The organism is Rummeliibacillus sp. G93 (genome assembly GCF_023515935.1).
Taxonomy (GTDB): Bacteria; Bacillota; Bacilli; order Bacillales_A; family Planococcaceae; genus Rummeliibacillus; species Rummeliibacillus stabekisii.
This window is the reverse complement of the sequence record NZ_CP097314.1, coordinates 1,285,222-1,300,552: the sequence shown is the minus strand read 5'-3', so window position 1 is coordinate 1,300,552 and position 15,331 is coordinate 1,285,222. Positions and strand designations below refer to the sequence as shown.

Annotated in this window: 18 protein-coding genes; 3 read left to right on the top strand and 15 right to left on the bottom strand. The window is 35.8% G+C overall.

Going from position 1 to position 15,331, the window contains the following annotated elements; all coding sequences use genetic code 11:
- Positions 1-50: 50 nt before the first annotated feature.
- The 4 genes from M2M59_RS06465 to uvsE all read right to left on the bottom strand — a co-directional run bounded on the left by M2M59_RS06465 (position 51) and on the right by uvsE (position 4,796).
- Positions 51-1,403, bottom strand: a complete 1,353-nt coding sequence (locus M2M59_RS06465) for a M1 family metallopeptidase (RefSeq protein ID WP_249775797.1) — start codon at positions 1,401-1,403, stop codon at positions 51-53.
- A 968-nt stretch (positions 1,404-2,371) separates the two neighbouring features.
- A complete protein-coding gene (gene splB / locus M2M59_RS06460; RefSeq protein WP_147193786.1) occupies positions 2,372-3,400 on the bottom strand; it encodes a spore photoproduct lyase in 1,029 nt (342 codons plus the stop codon).
- On the bottom strand, positions 3,397-3,660 hold the full coding sequence (locus M2M59_RS06455) for a transcriptional regulator SplA domain-containing protein (protein WP_147193788.1): 264 nt from the start codon (positions 3,658-3,660) through the stop codon (positions 3,397-3,399). The genes splB and M2M59_RS06455 overlap by 4 nt, the downstream gene beginning before the upstream one ends.
- A 182-nt stretch (positions 3,661-3,842) precedes the next feature.
- A complete protein-coding gene (uvsE, locus tag M2M59_RS06450; RefSeq protein WP_249775796.1) occupies positions 3,843-4,796 on the bottom strand; it encodes a UV DNA damage repair endonuclease UvsE in 954 nt (317 codons plus the stop codon).
- Between the two features lie 210 nt (positions 4,797-5,006).
- Here uvsE and M2M59_RS06445 point away from each other — a divergent pair, with 210 nt between their 5' ends.
- Positions 5,007-5,402 (top strand): GNAT family N-acetyltransferase, encoded by a 396-nt coding sequence (locus tag M2M59_RS06445; protein ID WP_371923813.1) that lies wholly within the window; start codon positions 5,007-5,009, stop codon positions 5,400-5,402.
- 236 nt (positions 5,403-5,638) lie between these two features.
- On the opposite strand, the gene M2M59_RS06440 is transcribed toward M2M59_RS06445, so the two are convergent.
- Entirely contained in the window at positions 5,639-6,598 is a 960-nt protein-coding gene (locus M2M59_RS06440; RefSeq protein ID WP_249775794.1) for a D-2-hydroxyacid dehydrogenase family protein, read from the bottom strand.
- A 208-nt stretch (positions 6,599-6,806) separates the two neighbouring features.
- On the opposite strand from M2M59_RS06440, the gene M2M59_RS06435 reads away from it, so the two are divergent.
- Complete coding sequence (locus M2M59_RS06435; RefSeq protein ID WP_249775793.1) at positions 6,807-7,721, top strand: NAD(P)/FAD-dependent oxidoreductase; 915 nt, start codon at positions 6,807-6,809, stop codon at positions 7,719-7,721.
- A gap of 12 nt (positions 7,722-7,733) precedes the next feature.
- Here M2M59_RS06435 and M2M59_RS06430 read toward each other — a convergent pair whose 3' ends face one another.
- Together M2M59_RS06430 and M2M59_RS06425 are read right to left on the bottom strand one after the other, a co-directional pair.
- Complete coding sequence (locus tag M2M59_RS06430; protein WP_147193796.1) at positions 7,734-7,880, bottom strand: lmo0937 family membrane protein; 147 nt, start codon at positions 7,878-7,880, stop codon at positions 7,734-7,736.
- 182 nt (positions 7,881-8,062) lie between these two features.
- Positions 8,063-8,314 carry a hypothetical protein gene (locus M2M59_RS06425; protein ID WP_066786367.1) on the bottom strand — a complete coding sequence of 84 codons (252 nt, stop codon included), beginning with the start codon at positions 8,312-8,314 and terminating at the stop codon, positions 8,063-8,065.
- A gap of 233 nt (positions 8,315-8,547) precedes the next feature.
- On the opposite strand from M2M59_RS06425, the gene M2M59_RS06420 reads away from it, so the two are divergent.
- Positions 8,548-9,390 (top strand): DUF2268 domain-containing putative Zn-dependent protease, encoded by an 843-nt coding sequence (locus M2M59_RS06420; protein WP_249775792.1) that lies wholly within the window; start codon positions 8,548-8,550, stop codon positions 9,388-9,390.
- Positions 9,391-9,394: 4 nt separating this feature from the next.
- Here M2M59_RS06420 and M2M59_RS06415 read toward each other — a convergent pair whose 3' ends face one another.
- From M2M59_RS06415 to M2M59_RS06380, 8 genes are all read right to left on the bottom strand, one after another.
- Positions 9,395-10,096: a class I SAM-dependent methyltransferase gene (locus M2M59_RS06415; protein ID WP_249775791.1), complete on the bottom strand. Its 702-nt coding sequence runs from the start codon at positions 10,094-10,096 to the stop codon at positions 9,395-9,397.
- Between the two features lie 135 nt (positions 10,097-10,231).
- The gene (locus M2M59_RS06410; protein WP_249775790.1) at positions 10,232-11,194 is read right to left on the bottom strand and encodes a cation diffusion facilitator family transporter; all 963 of its coding nucleotides are present in this window, start codon (positions 11,192-11,194) and stop codon (positions 10,232-10,234) included.
- Positions 11,195-11,205: 11 nt separating this feature from the next.
- On the bottom strand, positions 11,206-11,526 hold the full coding sequence (locus M2M59_RS06405; protein WP_066786355.1) for an ArsR/SmtB family transcription factor: 321 nt from the start codon (positions 11,524-11,526) through the stop codon (positions 11,206-11,208).
- Positions 11,527-11,717: 191 nt separating this feature from the next.
- On the bottom strand, positions 11,718-12,335 hold the full coding sequence (locus M2M59_RS06400) for a hypothetical protein (protein ID WP_249775789.1): 618 nt from the start codon (positions 12,333-12,335) through the stop codon (positions 11,718-11,720).
- A gap of 43 nt (positions 12,336-12,378) precedes the next feature.
- On the bottom strand, positions 12,379-12,822 hold the full coding sequence (locus M2M59_RS06395; RefSeq protein ID WP_249775788.1) for a hypothetical protein: 444 nt from the start codon (positions 12,820-12,822) through the stop codon (positions 12,379-12,381).
- 342 nt (positions 12,823-13,164) lie between these two features.
- Positions 13,165-13,992 carry a DNA repair protein RecO gene (recO, locus tag M2M59_RS06390; RefSeq protein ID WP_249775787.1) on the bottom strand — a complete coding sequence of 276 codons (828 nt, stop codon included), beginning with the start codon at positions 13,990-13,992 and terminating at the stop codon, positions 13,165-13,167.
- Between the two features lie 21 nt (positions 13,993-14,013).
- A complete protein-coding gene (era, locus tag M2M59_RS06385) occupies positions 14,014-14,925 on the bottom strand; it encodes a GTPase Era (RefSeq protein ID WP_147193811.1) in 912 nt (303 codons plus the stop codon).
- Positions 14,912-15,319, bottom strand: a complete 408-nt coding sequence (locus tag M2M59_RS06380) for a cytidine deaminase (RefSeq protein WP_147193813.1) — start codon at positions 15,317-15,319, stop codon at positions 14,912-14,914. The genes era and M2M59_RS06380 overlap by 14 nt, the downstream gene beginning before the upstream one ends.
- Positions 15,320-15,331 lie beyond the last annotated feature (12 nt).

The following is a 15,331-nucleotide window of genomic DNA, read 5'->3' as shown; positions in this document are numbered from 1 at the left end:
CCTTCTTACAAAATAATACATTCATTATAGCATCGCATAGAAACTAATAATCAAAATTTTAGAAATTCTTTTAACAAATGATCATCTTTTAGTTCCAAATATTGCTTTATAAATCTTACAAATTCCGCTGTGTCTACATCTTTATACTTATAAAAATCATAGTAACTTTTCAAAAAATCTTCTGCTCTTTTTTTGCCGCCATATTCTGATAATACTTTCCATAGATAAACTGAAGCTTTGCCGTAAATATGATTACTTTGTTCCCCTAATGTATACTTGTTTAATGAAAGATTAACAGGCAAGGGAGCATCCTTAAATTGGCTTATATCTAATGAAATATACTCATTTTCGTAATCTGAATAAAATAAACGTGTAGCGAGGGTCGCAAGCCCTTCGTCTAACCAAGCATCGTGAAAAGGATCACTACTAATCATTCCGTAAAACCATTGATGAGCTATTTCATGGACTACTATGCTCTCTTTCCAATCAGACATATCTCCACTATTCTGGATAGTTCCTGCTGTTACAATACCTGGATACTCCATTCCTAATTGGGAAACAATAATATCCAATTGCTTATGAGGGTAAGGTCCAAACTTATCTTGAAAATAATTTAATGCTTTCTCAGCTATTTGCAATGCTTCTCTCTGTATTTCGGCATCATCATTAAGTGTAAAAGTCCTTATATTTACCTGTCCTACCTTTCTTTCAATTTCATTCGGTTTCTTTAGAATAGCAATAAAGAAGTCTTTTACATTCTTCATTTTTAATGTTGTTTTATGACTGCCCACGTATTCACGATCACTTGTAGAAACGATTGTTAACCCTTTAGGAATTTTATAATTCACTTCAAAATCGCTAAAAGCTGTGTGATACGTTTCACCTCTTACACGATAGTCTTCTTTATTCCAACCGCCATTTTTATAGGTAGCTACCATAGGATACCATTGTGCTAAGTAAAAGTTCCCATTTTCCTTTGTAAATCGATAACCTTCCTCTGGCATAGTAAAGTTATATTGAATGTCAATAACCATCTTCTTAGTTGGGTAGACCTTCTTATCTAAAAGCACTTTGAGCGTATCTTTTTTAAGAGAGAACTTCGCTTTTTCACCATTAACAAGGATCCTTTTAATATTGGCTGTACCAGGGTTATTTAAAGTAGGTGAATTTTCTTTCGTAAAAATGTTTGGAATAAAGTAGAAAACCACATCACTCCATTTATCATTCGAAGTATTTGTTATCGTACTACTCGACTCAACATCGAAGTGTCCTTTTGAATCCATTTTTAAACTTATCTTGTATTTAGTCTTGCTGCCGAACGGTTGAGTAATCGGGTTGTATTTTTGACTCATTTGCTTAGGCACAACTGTCTTCTCTAATTGAGGTCCTGTTTTTGGCTTCAAAATAAATGTTACACAAATGGATACAAAGACTAATAGACATCCAACTATCCAGATATATTTCTTTATAATTCTTCGCCCCTCTGACTGGTAAAATTTTTCATGTTATACTAGTAGTCTATTCAAATAATTTATTGGTTATTAAAAATATAAATTGTATACACGTCTTCATCATAAAGAATTTAAAATAAAACATATAAAAGGATGAAGTGTTATGAAAAAAATCTATTACACGTATTTTTCCTTACTTATTTTATTTTTAACTATTTTTCTTTTTGCATTTGCCCCAGAATTTATTTTACTTTTCCATTTTATTATTCCATTATTATTAGTCTTAATAGGCCTAATAAGTGCTTTATTCGGGAGTAAAGGTGAAATTCGAATGGTGGTCGTTGTCTTACATCTATTTATTCTAATTGTATTTGCTAGTATTTATATATTGGGGATTTATGGATTCAATGAACCTTAATATTTTATGTGCCCTCGCTTATGGCAGGGGGCTTTTTTATTTTCGTTTCAATGGTTTATATCTATATAATCAGTGCTCTTCTTTCTTAAAACAAGTCTTAGTATATTTCTGAATTCTCTCATCAATAACTACATCGCTCTACTTTATATTCTGGTGCTTGCATAAAAGAAGTATAATTATACATTCATTTCACCCTCTTAAAATCCCTTTCTTTTTATAGAAAGAAGAAAAAAACGCCACTTTCCCCTTTTAATACAGCTAAGCAAAATTTAGCGGGAAATGACGAAATATAAGAATTAACATAAATAAACTCTCTATTTCCCCTATTTTTCGCTATTTTTCATCTATCTTTAATTTCCAATAAAAAAGCCCTTCATCTCAAAAGAGATCAAAGACTTAATGATTAAAAGGCGATTTACTTAGATTTGGTTGGGAAATAATCAGTAAAAAAACTTAGGATAAATTGTCGATCCAACTAGTAGAAGCTTTTATTCTTTTTTAATTACGTAAAATACTCCAACTTAGCGTGGGGAAAGAATTTTTCCATATAACTATAGAGGTGGTTTTTTATATCTTCCTCTTCGTCTTTTTGATAAATATATTTCCCTATACCATATTTTCCCCACTTATATCTTCGTCTTTCTTCATCTAACTCCAGCTTTGTCATAGGATAATTTTTTTCAATAACCCGTTTGGCTGGTTTCGTAAAACGATGCTGGATGAATTCAAAGGTTAAATCTTTCTTCGCTTCATCAGGAAGCTCTGCATCTAGGCGTTCGAACATATGGTAATAACCTTCTTCCCATCCCTCATGTAGATAAATAGGAGCCACAATAAATCCAAGTGGATATCCTGCTCTTGCGACTTTGCCCGCCGCTTCAATTCTTTTGGCTAAGGGTGAGGTGCCAGGCTCAAAGTTCTTTATTACATAATCAGCATTAACGCTAAACCGGAATCTTGTTTTTCCGTTATGTTTGGCGTCTAGCAAATGATCGACATGATGGAACTTTGTCACAAAGCGCAATTTACCATATTCAGATTCTCCAAAATGTTCAATCGCATGTTTTAAGGTATGCGTCAGATGGTCAATCCCAACAATATCTGATGTACACGAAGCTTCAAAACGCGTGATTTCAGGTGCCCGCTCTGCCATATATTGATCTGCTGCTTCTAAAATTTCTTCTACATTGACATACGTTCGAATGTACGGCTTGCTTCCCATTGTCGTCTGCAAATAACAATAGTGGCAATGACCCATACAGCCTGTCGCGAAAGGGATCGCATATTCAGCTGAGGGTTTAGATGTATCAAATTTTAGCGTTTTTCTAATACCTACGACAAGCGTAGATTTTGCAACCCGATACTTTTGGAAATCATTTTCACCTGGAAGATTCCTAATTTGGTTATGAGATGTGGTATATCGAATTTCCACACCACTGTTTTCGAATTTCTTCAGCAACTGTTGGCCGAGCGGATAGTCAAGGGCTTTTGGTTCAAAATAGACTAGCCTTGGTGAGAATGGTTTATTCATTGTAATGGTCCTTCTGAAGATGTTCCATAATAATAATTAAAAGCCCTATTTGCTTCTTCTTCTGTTGTATAGACTGCCATTTCATTTGATAGTGGATAATAATTTTCATATAAAAAGAGTGCGAGCTCATTTGGATTTTCAGGATGGTTTACAACTGCTGCGCTTTGTAAATTGGCAACATCTTGCGTGTGAGGATTTCTATAAAATACATAGACGATATCACCTGGATTATAAGACTCACTGCTATTCATCTCGTTCATTTTCGTACGTCTCCTTTTTACTATTACTTAGTGATCCTATTCCTATTTTGCTTTACATAATAAAAATTATGTTACTTATTTAGATGAAATAGCAAAAGTTTGTTTAAGATGCGAATAGAAATAAATTATGTATACAAAAAAACGGCGCTAAAAGATGCTAGCTGCCGTCTATTCCAGTATTATTACCATTCAACCTTTCCTCCTGCAACACGTTTGACACCTCGGATGTTTGAAATATTTTCAACCAATTGCAGCATAGCGAGATTCTTTTGCTTGGCTTCAATCATTACATCAAAGTCACGGTTAAGCTCTTTTGCCATTTTTAAGAAGGGCAACACAAAATCCAACGAGACAAAGTCTGCATGTGAACGAAAAGCACCTTCTGATTTAGGAGATGATAAATGAACTTTCGGCACTACGTTTGTGTGATTCCATGTATCAAAAATGCGCGGTAAAAATGCCTCGAGTTCGATATCCCCTTGATTCGCCATATAATGATGATAATCAAGGATCATTGGAACGTTTTCTTTTTCACAGGCTATCAGTGTTTCTTCAACATTATAGGTTTTATCATCATTCTCAAGCGTCATATGTTTTTTAACCTTACTCGGCAACATTTTTAAATTTTCATGGAAACGTTTTAACGTAGCAGTCTTATCCCCATATGCTCCGCCGATATGAATGTTGATCAACCCTTTTTCCAATACATCCATCGCTTCAAGCATGTTGAAATGGAATTCCATGTCCTTTACAGCATTTTGCGTTACTTCTTCACGTGGACTTGTAAAAAGGGTGAATTGGTTCGGATGAAAGCTTGGCCGCATGTTGTATTGCCTGATGAGTTCCCCCAGCTCCTGCCATTCATCTTTGAAGGGTGTTACAAAATCCCACATCACTTCTGGATGTGTAGCCAAAGGAACAAGTGAGCTTGAAAGACGATATAAACCAATTTCGTTTGCAATATTATAGTGAAGAATTCTTTTAGTGTGGTGTAAGTTTAAAGCAGTTACAGCTTTTAATTTGTCCATTCGCTCATACTCTGAAAGAGCTGAATAGCGAGCAAAGGTCATTGTCTTTGAAGGACTCGCATCCCATAAACCTAATGCATTTGCTACAAACCCAAAATTAATTTTCATGTCGTTATCCTCCATTACATGTCACTACATAATGAGTAATTCCCTAATTCCCCTATCTTTTACCTACCTCTTTAACATTTTTGACTTCTTTTGTTTTCGCTTAAACATTGTTATAATTCAGAAAATAGTTTTTAAGGAGAGATTAAGTTGAAGCAACATCAACTCGTGATCACTCAGTATAAACCTGAGTATGCTGAACAGACTGTTGACATGTGGCGACATAGTAAGGAACGAGCTATAGGTCAAAAAGAAATTCATAGCTTTGAAAATCACATTTACTTTTTAAATCATATTTTACCTGAACAGCACCAAATAGAATTAGCTTTAATTGATAACAAAGTAGTCGGAATGATTGCCTATAATGACAAGGAGGTAAGCCAGCTTTATATTCATAACGATTATCAAGGGTTAGGGATAGGCAGAACGTTACTTGATAGGGCTAAAGAACAATCAAGCGGTAGTTTAACTCTATTTACCTTTGATATTAATAAAAACGCACAACGGTTTTATGACAAGAATGGATTTAAAATAGTAGCAAGAGGCCACGAAAATGAGGAAAATTTGCCTGACATTCAATATAAATGGATTCAAAATAATAGTTTTTAAGAAGCTTGAGGTACTATTCAAGGGTTAAAAAAAGGTGTGAACATTTCTCACACCTTAATTTCCTAATACATATTCAATTATATTTAAAACAAGAAAGGAATCATTAATACAGCAATTGCACCCAAAGTCGTCACAGTTATGACTTTAATTAGATTCTTTTTCAAAAAATCTCCCTTTCACTTTCACATTTATGAACTTTGCTACAAATTTTGTTTCTGAGAATACTTCTAAAATCATTAAATTAAAGTTCTAATCGGTGAACCTAACAAATATTCCCGGATATCCTCCAAAGCTTCTCCATAATATTTTTCATAGTTTGATCGAGTCACATATCCAAGATGCGGTGTAGCAAGTACATTGGGTAAAGTTCTAAAAGGATGATTTTCACTTAACGGTTCTTCTTCATAGACGTCTAATCCCGCACCAGCTATCACTTCGTTTTCAAGCGCTTCTATTAAATCATGTTGATTTAAAATGGGTGCTCTTGATGTATTGATTAGAAAGGCTGAGGGTTTCATTTGCTTCAATTCATTAGAGGTGATTAAATTTCTTGTCCGGTCACTTAAAACCAGATGAATCGATACATAGTCGCTTTGCCGTAAAAGTTCCGCCAATGAAGCCGCTTTTCTTACTCCCAGCGAATCTGTCTTTTCCTTTGTTAAGTTTTCACTCCATGCGACTACATCCATTCCAAAGGCTTGGGCTATCGTTGCCATCTTTGTACCGATTTTTCCAAGTCCAATTATCCCAAAGCACTTACCATAAAGATCTTCTCCAACCGACAATTGCCAAGATCCTTTCTGTCTAAAGTTATTATGTTCTTCTGTTATGTGGCGTGCTAAGTTCAGTATGAGCCCCCAAGCAAGTTCAGTCGGCGGTTCTGATCCGCTTGATGTGCCGCACACTGTTACTCCGCATTTCTTAGCTGCTGTTAGATCGATGGATGCATTCCGCATACCTGTCGTTACTAACAATCTTAGCTTTGGCAGTCTTCCGAACATGGCTGCATTAAATGGCGTTCTCTCCCGCATAATAATGACAATATCAAAGTCTTTAATTTTATCAACAATTTGATTCTCAGTATGGAAATGTTGGTGAAATGCAGTTACTTCAACCTGATCCTCTATGGAACTCCAATTTGCAAAATCAAGTGCCATTTTTTGATAATCATCAAGGATAGCGCATTTTAATTTCATATGTACCTCCAGTAGTTTGAACTATTTCCTTTATTACTCATATTATAAGTTATTGAACACCAATTTGGTGTATAAGAGGCAATTAATTTGATTTTCATATTTTAAGTCATAGAAAGCGCTCACTAGTTTAAAACTAACAAGTCAGTGGTATATTTTTCAAATGAACCTCTAATACTAAAATATCTTTAAAGAACAGGCGGTTAGATAAATGAAGACAATGGATTGTATTATTATTGGCGGAGGGATTGCAGGCTTGCAAGCTGCCATTCAATTGGGCAGATATAAACACTCAATTATGGTCATTGACTCTAATCAGGGACGGTCCACTATATGTAAAGGCTATCAAAATATTTTGGGTTGGCCGGATGGTGTTAGCGGAGAGGAATTGCGTAAGCTAGGTAAAATCCATGCAGAGAAGTATGGTGTCGAATTCTTGAATGGTGTTGTAATATCTCTTCGAAAAGAAAAGGACCACTTTCTTATACAAACATCGTCAAATCAAACTTTTCAAGCGCGCACCGTTTTTCTTGCAACGGGATTAGTTGATCATCTTCCTAAGCTTGAAAACTTGCTTCCTTGCCTAGGAAAGTCTATTTATGTATGTCCTGACTGTGATGGCTATGAAGTATCTGACAAAAAAACGATCGTTTTAGGCAGCGGGAATACAGGCGCTTCTATGGCCGCAACCCTCACTTATTGGACAAATGATGTAACATTTATTAATCATACCAAAGAGCAACCTGACTCAAAAAAAGTCAAAGAGCTAGAAGATTTAAATATCGAAATAATCAATGAAACATTAACGCGTGTTCTTTTAGATGTTAAAGGCAATTTTGCTGGTGTAGAGCTTGAGAATGGTAAAACTATTGCTGGAGAAAAAGGCTTTACAGGTTTTAGCGGCAATAAAATAAATGCAGAGTTGGCTGAACAAGTGGGTGTAAATCTTAATGAAAGCAGACATATAATAGTCAATCCTCGAACAAAAGAAACCTCGGTTGAGGGCATTTGGGCAGGAGGAGATCTTACCGCCCATTCTGAACAAGTCACTATTTCTATGGGAGATGGTTCCCAAGCCGCTATTTGGATTCACAAACGATTATTAAAACAAAAAAGGGAAGCCTAAACGGCTCCCCTTTTATCGATTTGCCATGCCTTTAATCAACTTTACTATAATCAAGATGACTGCAATAATTAAAAGAATATGAATCAAGCCTGCGCCAATTTTAAATATAAGACCTAGCACCCAAAGTACAATCAGTATTCCTATAATGGTCCAAAGCAACTTCATTCCCTCCTTCCTACATACTTATTTACTAATATACCCATTAAATAAAATTGAATACGGTTGTGTTTTGACACGTAAACCAAGAAAATGAATGAAGTCTTATGCCCTGATCTTATGTATTAATAAAAGAACAAAAAACAAACGTGAAATTTTCTTCCACGTTTGTTTGAGTTATTATTTTACCAGAAAAATGCAGCTGAAAGAGCGATCCCTGTAATAGCACCTAATGCAATGCCATAGCCAAAGCCGCCTCCGCCCCAGCCCCAGCCCCAACCAAGTCCATAACCACCGCCGCCCTGAGGGCGAATCCATACCATATTGCGGTCTACTCGAGTAATATGACCTTCATGCACTCTGCCATCACGATCTGTAATCCGCACATGTCTTCCATGGTAACGACGACACATATTATAAGCTTCTGATGCGTTCATCCTATGCCTCCTCCCATTCATTTCTACATACGTGTATGCCTCCATATTATATGTCTCGCCCTTTTCTCCCTTTGGACAAAGGTCTAATTTAAAAAAATATTCAGCATACCTTAGGAGTCAACATATGATAGTTATAAAGCGTAACGCCATCTAAAGGAATGGCATTTGGTTAATTCCTTTAGATTTTATGATTTTGGCTAGGATGATAGAAAACATGTAAAGGAATGATTTGATTGGCAGTAATCGAAACACAAAAATGGCTTCATACTTTTAATGAAAGATGTAAGGAAACCTCTATAAAAGAAATAAATAATAACCATATTGATTTACTTTGCAAACCATTGGAGAATGTATTTGAAAAATTGCCCCCTCAAGCGATTCAGTATGAACTGCTTCAGTATGGGTTATTTGACCCGAAAGATTGGTACAGAATAGAATATGTGATGGAAGAATTAGAAAAACAAAAAGTATGGAAAAGGATTGAACACGAATTTTTGAAATTGAAAAAAAGATGGAAAGGCCCCGATATACCTATATATATTTTTCCTATTAAAAAAGGAAAGCGGCGTTCAGAAAAAGAACAATTTCGAAAAAACGGAGTGGCTTATAAAAATGCATTGTTTTTATTTGTATCGACAGAATTGCATAAGGAAGAATTAAAAGCAATGCTTGCCCATGAATACAACCATGTGTGTAGAATTAATCTAATAGATATTCCACCTAAAATAACACCATTAAAAGAATCACTAGTCGTGGAAGGGCTTGGTGAATATGCGGTGAATGAGTTATATGGCGAGAAGTGGCTTGCCCCCTGGGTTAATCTGTATTCGCTAGATTCTTTGCAAAAAATATGGAAGGAGCATTTCATCAATTCTCTTAATCTGACAGGTATTGATGCCCATCAAAAATTCTTATATGGTCAAAAAAGAAGCCCATTCACTAAATGGATCGGATATGCAATCGGTTATCATATTGTTCATTCTTATGTTGAAAAAAATGGCCCTTTTACTTCTAATGAACTCTATCAAAAATCAGCGGATACGCTTATCAAAGGTTCTGCTTTTAGATTGGAGTAGCCTATTATTTAGAAGCAAGATAAACTATATACCCTATATGCCCATGCACTTTTTCTGTCATTTCATTATGCTCATCCCATACATCGTAGAGTGACATTGGAATAGATTCCGATAAATCCATTTCATCAAGATCGCTTGAAATAAGAGAGGAATGTGTTTGGATTTCCTCAATAGTCGCAAATCCTGCTTCTTCTAGAATGGAACGCCATTCTTCTCCTGTGTAAATGTCATGAATTCCATAGAGCCTTTGAACTTCTTCTTTCATGGATTTAGGTATAGAAGCTTCTGCCGCCATTTCAATTAAAAGTAATTGACCCTTTTCTTTGAGCACGCGTGCAAGCTCCTTTACCGTTTCTTTCGCATGTGTAAAGCTAATAACAGATTCTGAAAGAATAAAGTTAAACGTTTGGCTCTCGATATCTAACTTTTCTGCATCACCAAGTAACACTTGAACAGGTAGATCTTCTTTAGCAAATCTTCTTTTCGCTTTTTCTACCATGAGAGGGTGATGGTCAATAGCTGTTACACTACATTTAAATTGTTTGGCTAAATATTGAGCTGTTTGGCCAGTACCACAACCAATATCTAAAACCAGGTCGTCCTGATTAATTGTTACCTTTTCAAAAATAGACCTCGTCAAACTCGCCCCTCCAGGATGTGCACTCCCGATACCAAAGTATGCAAGCAAATCAATATACTCATTCATAGTTAGTTCTCCCCCATTTTAGTCATATAAATTATCGTATGCAGGAATGAAGAGGTAGAAGCCATACATTAACCTAGAAAAAGCACCCATATTTAAAAAGCTCTTCCCTACAGGGAAGAGCTTTTTAGCATTGAGTTAATTCAATTTATGGTCATGTGGTTTTTCTTGATTCATATTTAAGTTGCACAGGATGTCGTCACCGTGTTGATGTCCATCATTTTCAAGTTGAATTGTCATATGGCCAATGCCCATATGTAGCAATTCGTGCTCTAAGTGTTGTAGGATTCCTTGGCTTTCTTGCACTGTTAGTGAACCATTCACAACTGCATGGCATGAAAGCGCATTTTCACCACTCGTGATGCTCCATATATGGAAATCATGAATGGCTAGAATCCCATCGGTTCCTTCTATAACTTGAATAATCTTTTCAATTTCCACATTGCTTGGCGTTCCTTCCATCAAGACATGAATAGAATCTTTAGTTACACGCCAACCACTGACTAAAATCAATATTGCTACAATAATACTTGCTAATGGATCTGCCCAATCCCAGCCAAACAGCATGATAAGAATTGCTGCCAACACTGCGCCGACTGAACCAAGCATATCACCAATAACATGCAAGAAGGCAGCTCGCATATTAAGGTTTCCGTGCGTATCACCGCCACGCATTAGGATCCAAGCCACAAGAATATTGACAAGCAGACCAATAATAGCAATCAGTAGCATGCCATTTGAAGCAACTTCCGGTGGATAGGCGAAACGTTTGACTGCTTCTATACAGATAAAGATGGATATAACAATTAATGCTACCCCATTAAATACAGCTGCCAAGATTTCAAAGCGCTTGTATCCAAATGTATTACGATAATTGGCTACTCTTTCACTAAAGGTAAAGGCAACTACGCCAACTCCGAGCGATATTGCATCACTTAGCATATGGCCGGCATCAGAAAGTAAAGCCAAACTATTGGTCATATAACCGCCAATAACTTCTACAATCATATAAACTGTAATAATGAAAAAGGCTATCAGTAATGTTTTCTTATTCGCACCATGGGTATGGTTATGCTGATGTCCATCATGTGAATGAGCCATAATACTCCCTCCTAATTGTGCGTCGCATGGTCAATCGTCTGCTGCAGTATCTGCATCACATGATCATCATCCTGTGAATAGATGATGGTCGTCCCTTCACGGCGAAATTTCACTAAACGTAGATTTTTTAAGAAACGTAACTGATGGGATACAGTAGATTGTTTTAGGTGCAGCTTTTCGCTCAATTCATTGACCGAGAATTCTTTTTGGCAAAGTAAATTTAAGATTCGTATCCTTGTTGGATCACTTATAGCTTTAAAAGTTTGTGCTACAAGGAATAGACTTTCTTCATCCAAATCTTCTGGTTCTTTTGATAGCGGTTCCTCTTTCAATGGAAAAGCCCCCTTCTCGTTCTATATAATACGTGTATATATGAGTATATACACATATTATATGTTTCTTAAACATGGAAGTCAAAAATATGAGAAGAATAAAATTAAAGTTCTCTTTCGAAAGTAGTATCAAAAGAATTACAGCAATGAAAGAGAACTTTTTCTCATAGGCTCTTTTTCACTGCTGTTATTTATTCTACAATGTTATCCGTTCTCTCTTTCCACACAACACGGTATAAGATAACTTCATCTATTTCCTTGATACCTTCCGGCAGCTCGCCTTCTTTACTGCTAAGCGATCTAAGATGATTTTCAGTAGTTCCACTCCAAGCAGCTAAATAAACTGGTCTATTTTTCTTTAACGTAATACGCTTATCTACTAATTTCCCAAAAGAAGATGCAGTGATATGATTACTATAATTAGTTGACATAACCCCTCCTGGTTCAGCAATTATCAACTTTAGATTAGTTTTCTTTTCAGTCATATTTTGATCAAATGCAAAAGAGAGAAGACTATTTTTAAATTTACTTTCTACCATGTTTGACATAGTAGTTAAATTCTCTTTAAATTTTCCCTTTTTATAAACTTCCAGAGAAAATTCTAAATCATCTTTTTTTCCCAATTCACCATTCAAATGAAAGAATTCTATATGGCTTACCCCAGTATGTATAAGAAGTGATTCTTCTTTATCACTTAATGAATAAGGTTCTATTGAGATTCTTGTATGTTCATTCGAACTTACTTTTATTTCATTTGAACATCCAATTAATATCAAGAAACAGATAGTTAATAAATACCATTTTTTCATAATTTGTCTCCTTAAAGTTTATTTTCTTCTGTTGTCCATATCTCTAGGTAAAGCATTCTTTTATGACCGTTAATAATCTTTCCAATGAATCTTGGCCTTGTATTCTAAAAACTTTGTCTTCATAGAGTAATACACCATTCTCATATATGGAGACGTAATTTGGTATGTGATTTTGACGAATAATAAACATGTATTCAGCACCAGAAGGTTCAATTTTAGTGCTTCTTTTAATATGTAAACCTTTTAATAAATTTACTAGATCTTTAAAGTTTGTGTTGTTTTTATCAATACTCACTATAAAATCTTCATTTTCCTTCTTTTCCAATTTTGTATCATCCATTATTGTTATTCGATCTTTAACTTTGAAATGTTCAATATGTAATAAATCCTGAAATAGGTTTTTTGTTTTGTATTCAGAATAAAGATATACACATCCCCCTATTACTAAAAAGACAGCAGCAATACAATACATTATTTTCTTTTTCATCTTCTTGCTCCTTTTTATAGATGCAGATTCTTCCACTGATCTTCAGCTAATGTTTTTATCTGGTGTGCCACCCCCTATTTTTCTTTCCATATGTTATAACTTCATAATATAACAAAATAACCCTATAATTATATACATTAAATGAAATAGTAATTATTGTATATACTTTCCATTCTATTCTACTATATGTCATCTATATGTTTTTATTTTTAAGCTTATAAACACATATCTAGTTTAATAAGAATTAATACCAGCAAAAGGTGAGAATGAAAAAAAGAGTCACCCCAATGAAAGTGACTCTTTTTTTTTTTTTACATTTTAAATTCATTATCCTCAAAGCATTTATTCATTATTTTCATCAGTTTGTAATGCTTTATCAGGCTGACCCTCATCCGGTTTTTCACTGTCCATATGCTTATTAAATAACAATGGCGTTCGTTCTAATTGTTCAATAAAAGAGCGGCTCTTAAAACGCATGCCTGTTTGTTCTTCATAAATGGTCGTCACAATTTTACGGATAAATTGCTTTGTCTCTTTTTTTAATGTCAGTTTACCAATTTGGTCGATCGGTACTGTATAGAACATGCGTATGAGTTTTACCTGTGTTGGCGTTAGTCGAATGAGATACGGATCTAGATGAAAACAGCGATGGCATAGAAATCCACCTTGAGAAAAGGAAAAAGCAAATTCCCCTTCCACTGCTCCGCAGCTAGCACAAGCATGTAATACTGGCTGTACGCCTGTATAGGGAAGCATCTTCCACTCCACAAACATGGCAATCGATTCAGGATCGTAACCTTCCTCAATTGCATGGAGAGCCTGCACCATTATATCGAATGCATAAGGCTCTGGACGGTCTGATTCAATCAGTCGGTCGATGATTTCAACTACATAGCTTGCATAAGCTGTAGCCGTGATATCTTCTTGTATATGACGCATGCTCTCAAGGGGTTCTCCTTGCTGCAAAGTACCCATACCCCGACCTTGTTGAATCATGAAAATACCATGAACAAATGGTTGGCTAATGGCAGCTAAACGGCTTTGCGGCTTTTTTGCTCCCCTTGCCATAGCTGCTGTTTTGCCAACTTCCCTTGTCATAATAGTTACTACTTTATTTGTTTCTCCGTATGCTTTGGTTTTTAAGACAATCCCTTCCCATTTGTTCAGCAATTGTCCTCACTTCCTAGTCGTTTAGTATTCATCTTCGCGATAGCCATAATCTCGCAGTTGCGATGCACGGTCACGCCAATCTTTTTGAACTTTGACCCATAGTTCTAAATATACTTTACTGCCAAGCAATGTTTCGATATCATGCCTTGCACGTGTACCGATTTCTTTTAAAAGAGCTCCGCGCTTACCAATGATAATTCCCTTTTGCGAATCGCGTTCAATAATGATAGATGCGTTAATACGCACTAGGTCTTTGTTTTCATCTTTAGCAATCTTTTCGATTTCGACAGCCACTGAGTGGGGTATTTCATCGCGAGTAAGATGTAATACTTTTTCTCGAATTAACTCAGCAATGATAAAACGTTCAGGGTGATCAGTCACTTGATCTGCTGGATAATATTGCGGCCCAGCAGGCAAGTATTTCTTCAATGTTTCTAATAATTTATCCACATTATTGCCTTGCAGTGCAGAAATAGGTATAATTTCAGCAAAATCAAACTCAGCTTTGTATGCGTCAATTATTGATAACAATTCATCAGGATGTACGGCATCAATTTTATTAACAATTAAAAAAACAGGTGTCTTTGTCCCTTTTAACATTTCCATGACAAAACGGTCACCTGCACCCATTTTTTGTGTTGCATTGACCATAAACATAATGGCTTCTACTTCACGTAATGCGTTTTTTGAAACCTTTAACATAAATTCGCCTAGCTTATGCTTTGGCTTATGGATTCCAGGTGTATCGATGAAAATCATTTGGGCATCTTCAGTTGTATAGACACCTTGCACTTTGTTACGGGTTGTTTGAGGCTTATCGCTCATGATTGCAATCTTTTGCCCGATAACTCGATTCAAAAATGTTGATTTCCCTACATTGGGTCTCCCTACTATGGTAACAAATCCTGATTTAAATTCTTTATTTTCCTGCATTCACTAAATCCTCCGGTGAAAAGGCGCCTGGTAACAACTCAGCAACAGTTGTTTCAAGTACATTGCCTTTCATATTAGTTAAGTATACTGGCATATCTTTTGGGAAGAATTCAGACATAACCTGTCTGCATGCTCCGCATGGTGCACAAGGTCCTTCTGTATCTGCAACCACTGCAATTGCCTTGAAGTTTCTTTCTCCCTCTGAAACTGCTTTGAAAATAGCAGTACGTTCAGCACAATTCGCCATAGAGTACCCAGAATTTTCAATATTACAGCCTTGATAGACTTTGCCATCTTCTGTTAATAAGGCTGCTCCCACTTTAAATTTTGAATAGGGAACGTAAGCCTTTTCTCTTCCTTCTTTCGCAAGGTCCATTAATTGTTGTTTCTCCATTTTATACACCTC

Bases quoted from the DNA above. Each gene is read 5' to 3' on its own strand.
- splB (WP_147193786.1), bottom strand. From the start codon at position 3,400: ATGAATAAACCATTCTCACCAAGGCTAGTCTATTTTGAACCAAAAGCC.
- M2M59_RS06455 (WP_147193788.1), bottom strand. From the start codon at position 3,660: ATGAACGAGATGAATAGCAGTGAGTCTTATAATCCAGGTGATATCGTC.
- uvsE (WP_249775796.1), bottom strand. From the start codon at position 4,796: ATGAAAATTAATTTTGGGTTTGTAGCAAATGCATTAGGTTTATGGGAT.
- M2M59_RS06445 (WP_371923813.1), top strand. From the start codon at position 5,007: ATGTGGCGACATAGTAAGGAACGAGCTATAGGTCAAAAAGAAATTCAT.
- M2M59_RS06440 (WP_249775794.1), bottom strand. From the start codon at position 6,598: ATGAAATTAAAATGCGCTATCCTTGATGATTATCAAAAAATGGCACTT.
- M2M59_RS06435 (WP_249775793.1), top strand. From the start codon at position 6,807: ATGAAGACAATGGATTGTATTATTATTGGCGGAGGGATTGCAGGCTTG.
- M2M59_RS06425 (WP_066786367.1), bottom strand. From the start codon at position 8,314: ATGAACGCATCAGAAGCTTATAATATGTGTCGTCGTTACCATGGAAGA.
- M2M59_RS06415 (WP_249775791.1), bottom strand. From the start codon at position 10,096: ATGAATGAGTATATTGATTTGCTTGCATACTTTGGTATCGGGAGTGCA.
- M2M59_RS06410 (WP_249775790.1), bottom strand. From the start codon at position 11,194: ATGGCTCATTCACATGATGGACATCAGCATAACCATACCCATGGTGCG.
- M2M59_RS06400 (WP_249775789.1), bottom strand. From the start codon at position 12,335: ATGAAAAAATGGTATTTATTAACTATCTGTTTCTTGATATTAATTGGA.
- M2M59_RS06395 (WP_249775788.1), bottom strand. From the start codon at position 12,822: ATGAAAAAGAAAATAATGTATTGTATTGCTGCTGTCTTTTTAGTAATA.
- era (WP_147193811.1), bottom strand. From the start codon at position 14,925: ATGCAGGAAAATAAAGAATTTAAATCAGGATTTGTTACCATAGTAGGG.
- M2M59_RS06380 (WP_147193813.1), bottom strand. From the start codon at position 15,319: ATGGAGAAACAACAATTAATGGACCTTGCGAAAGAAGGAAGAGAAAAG.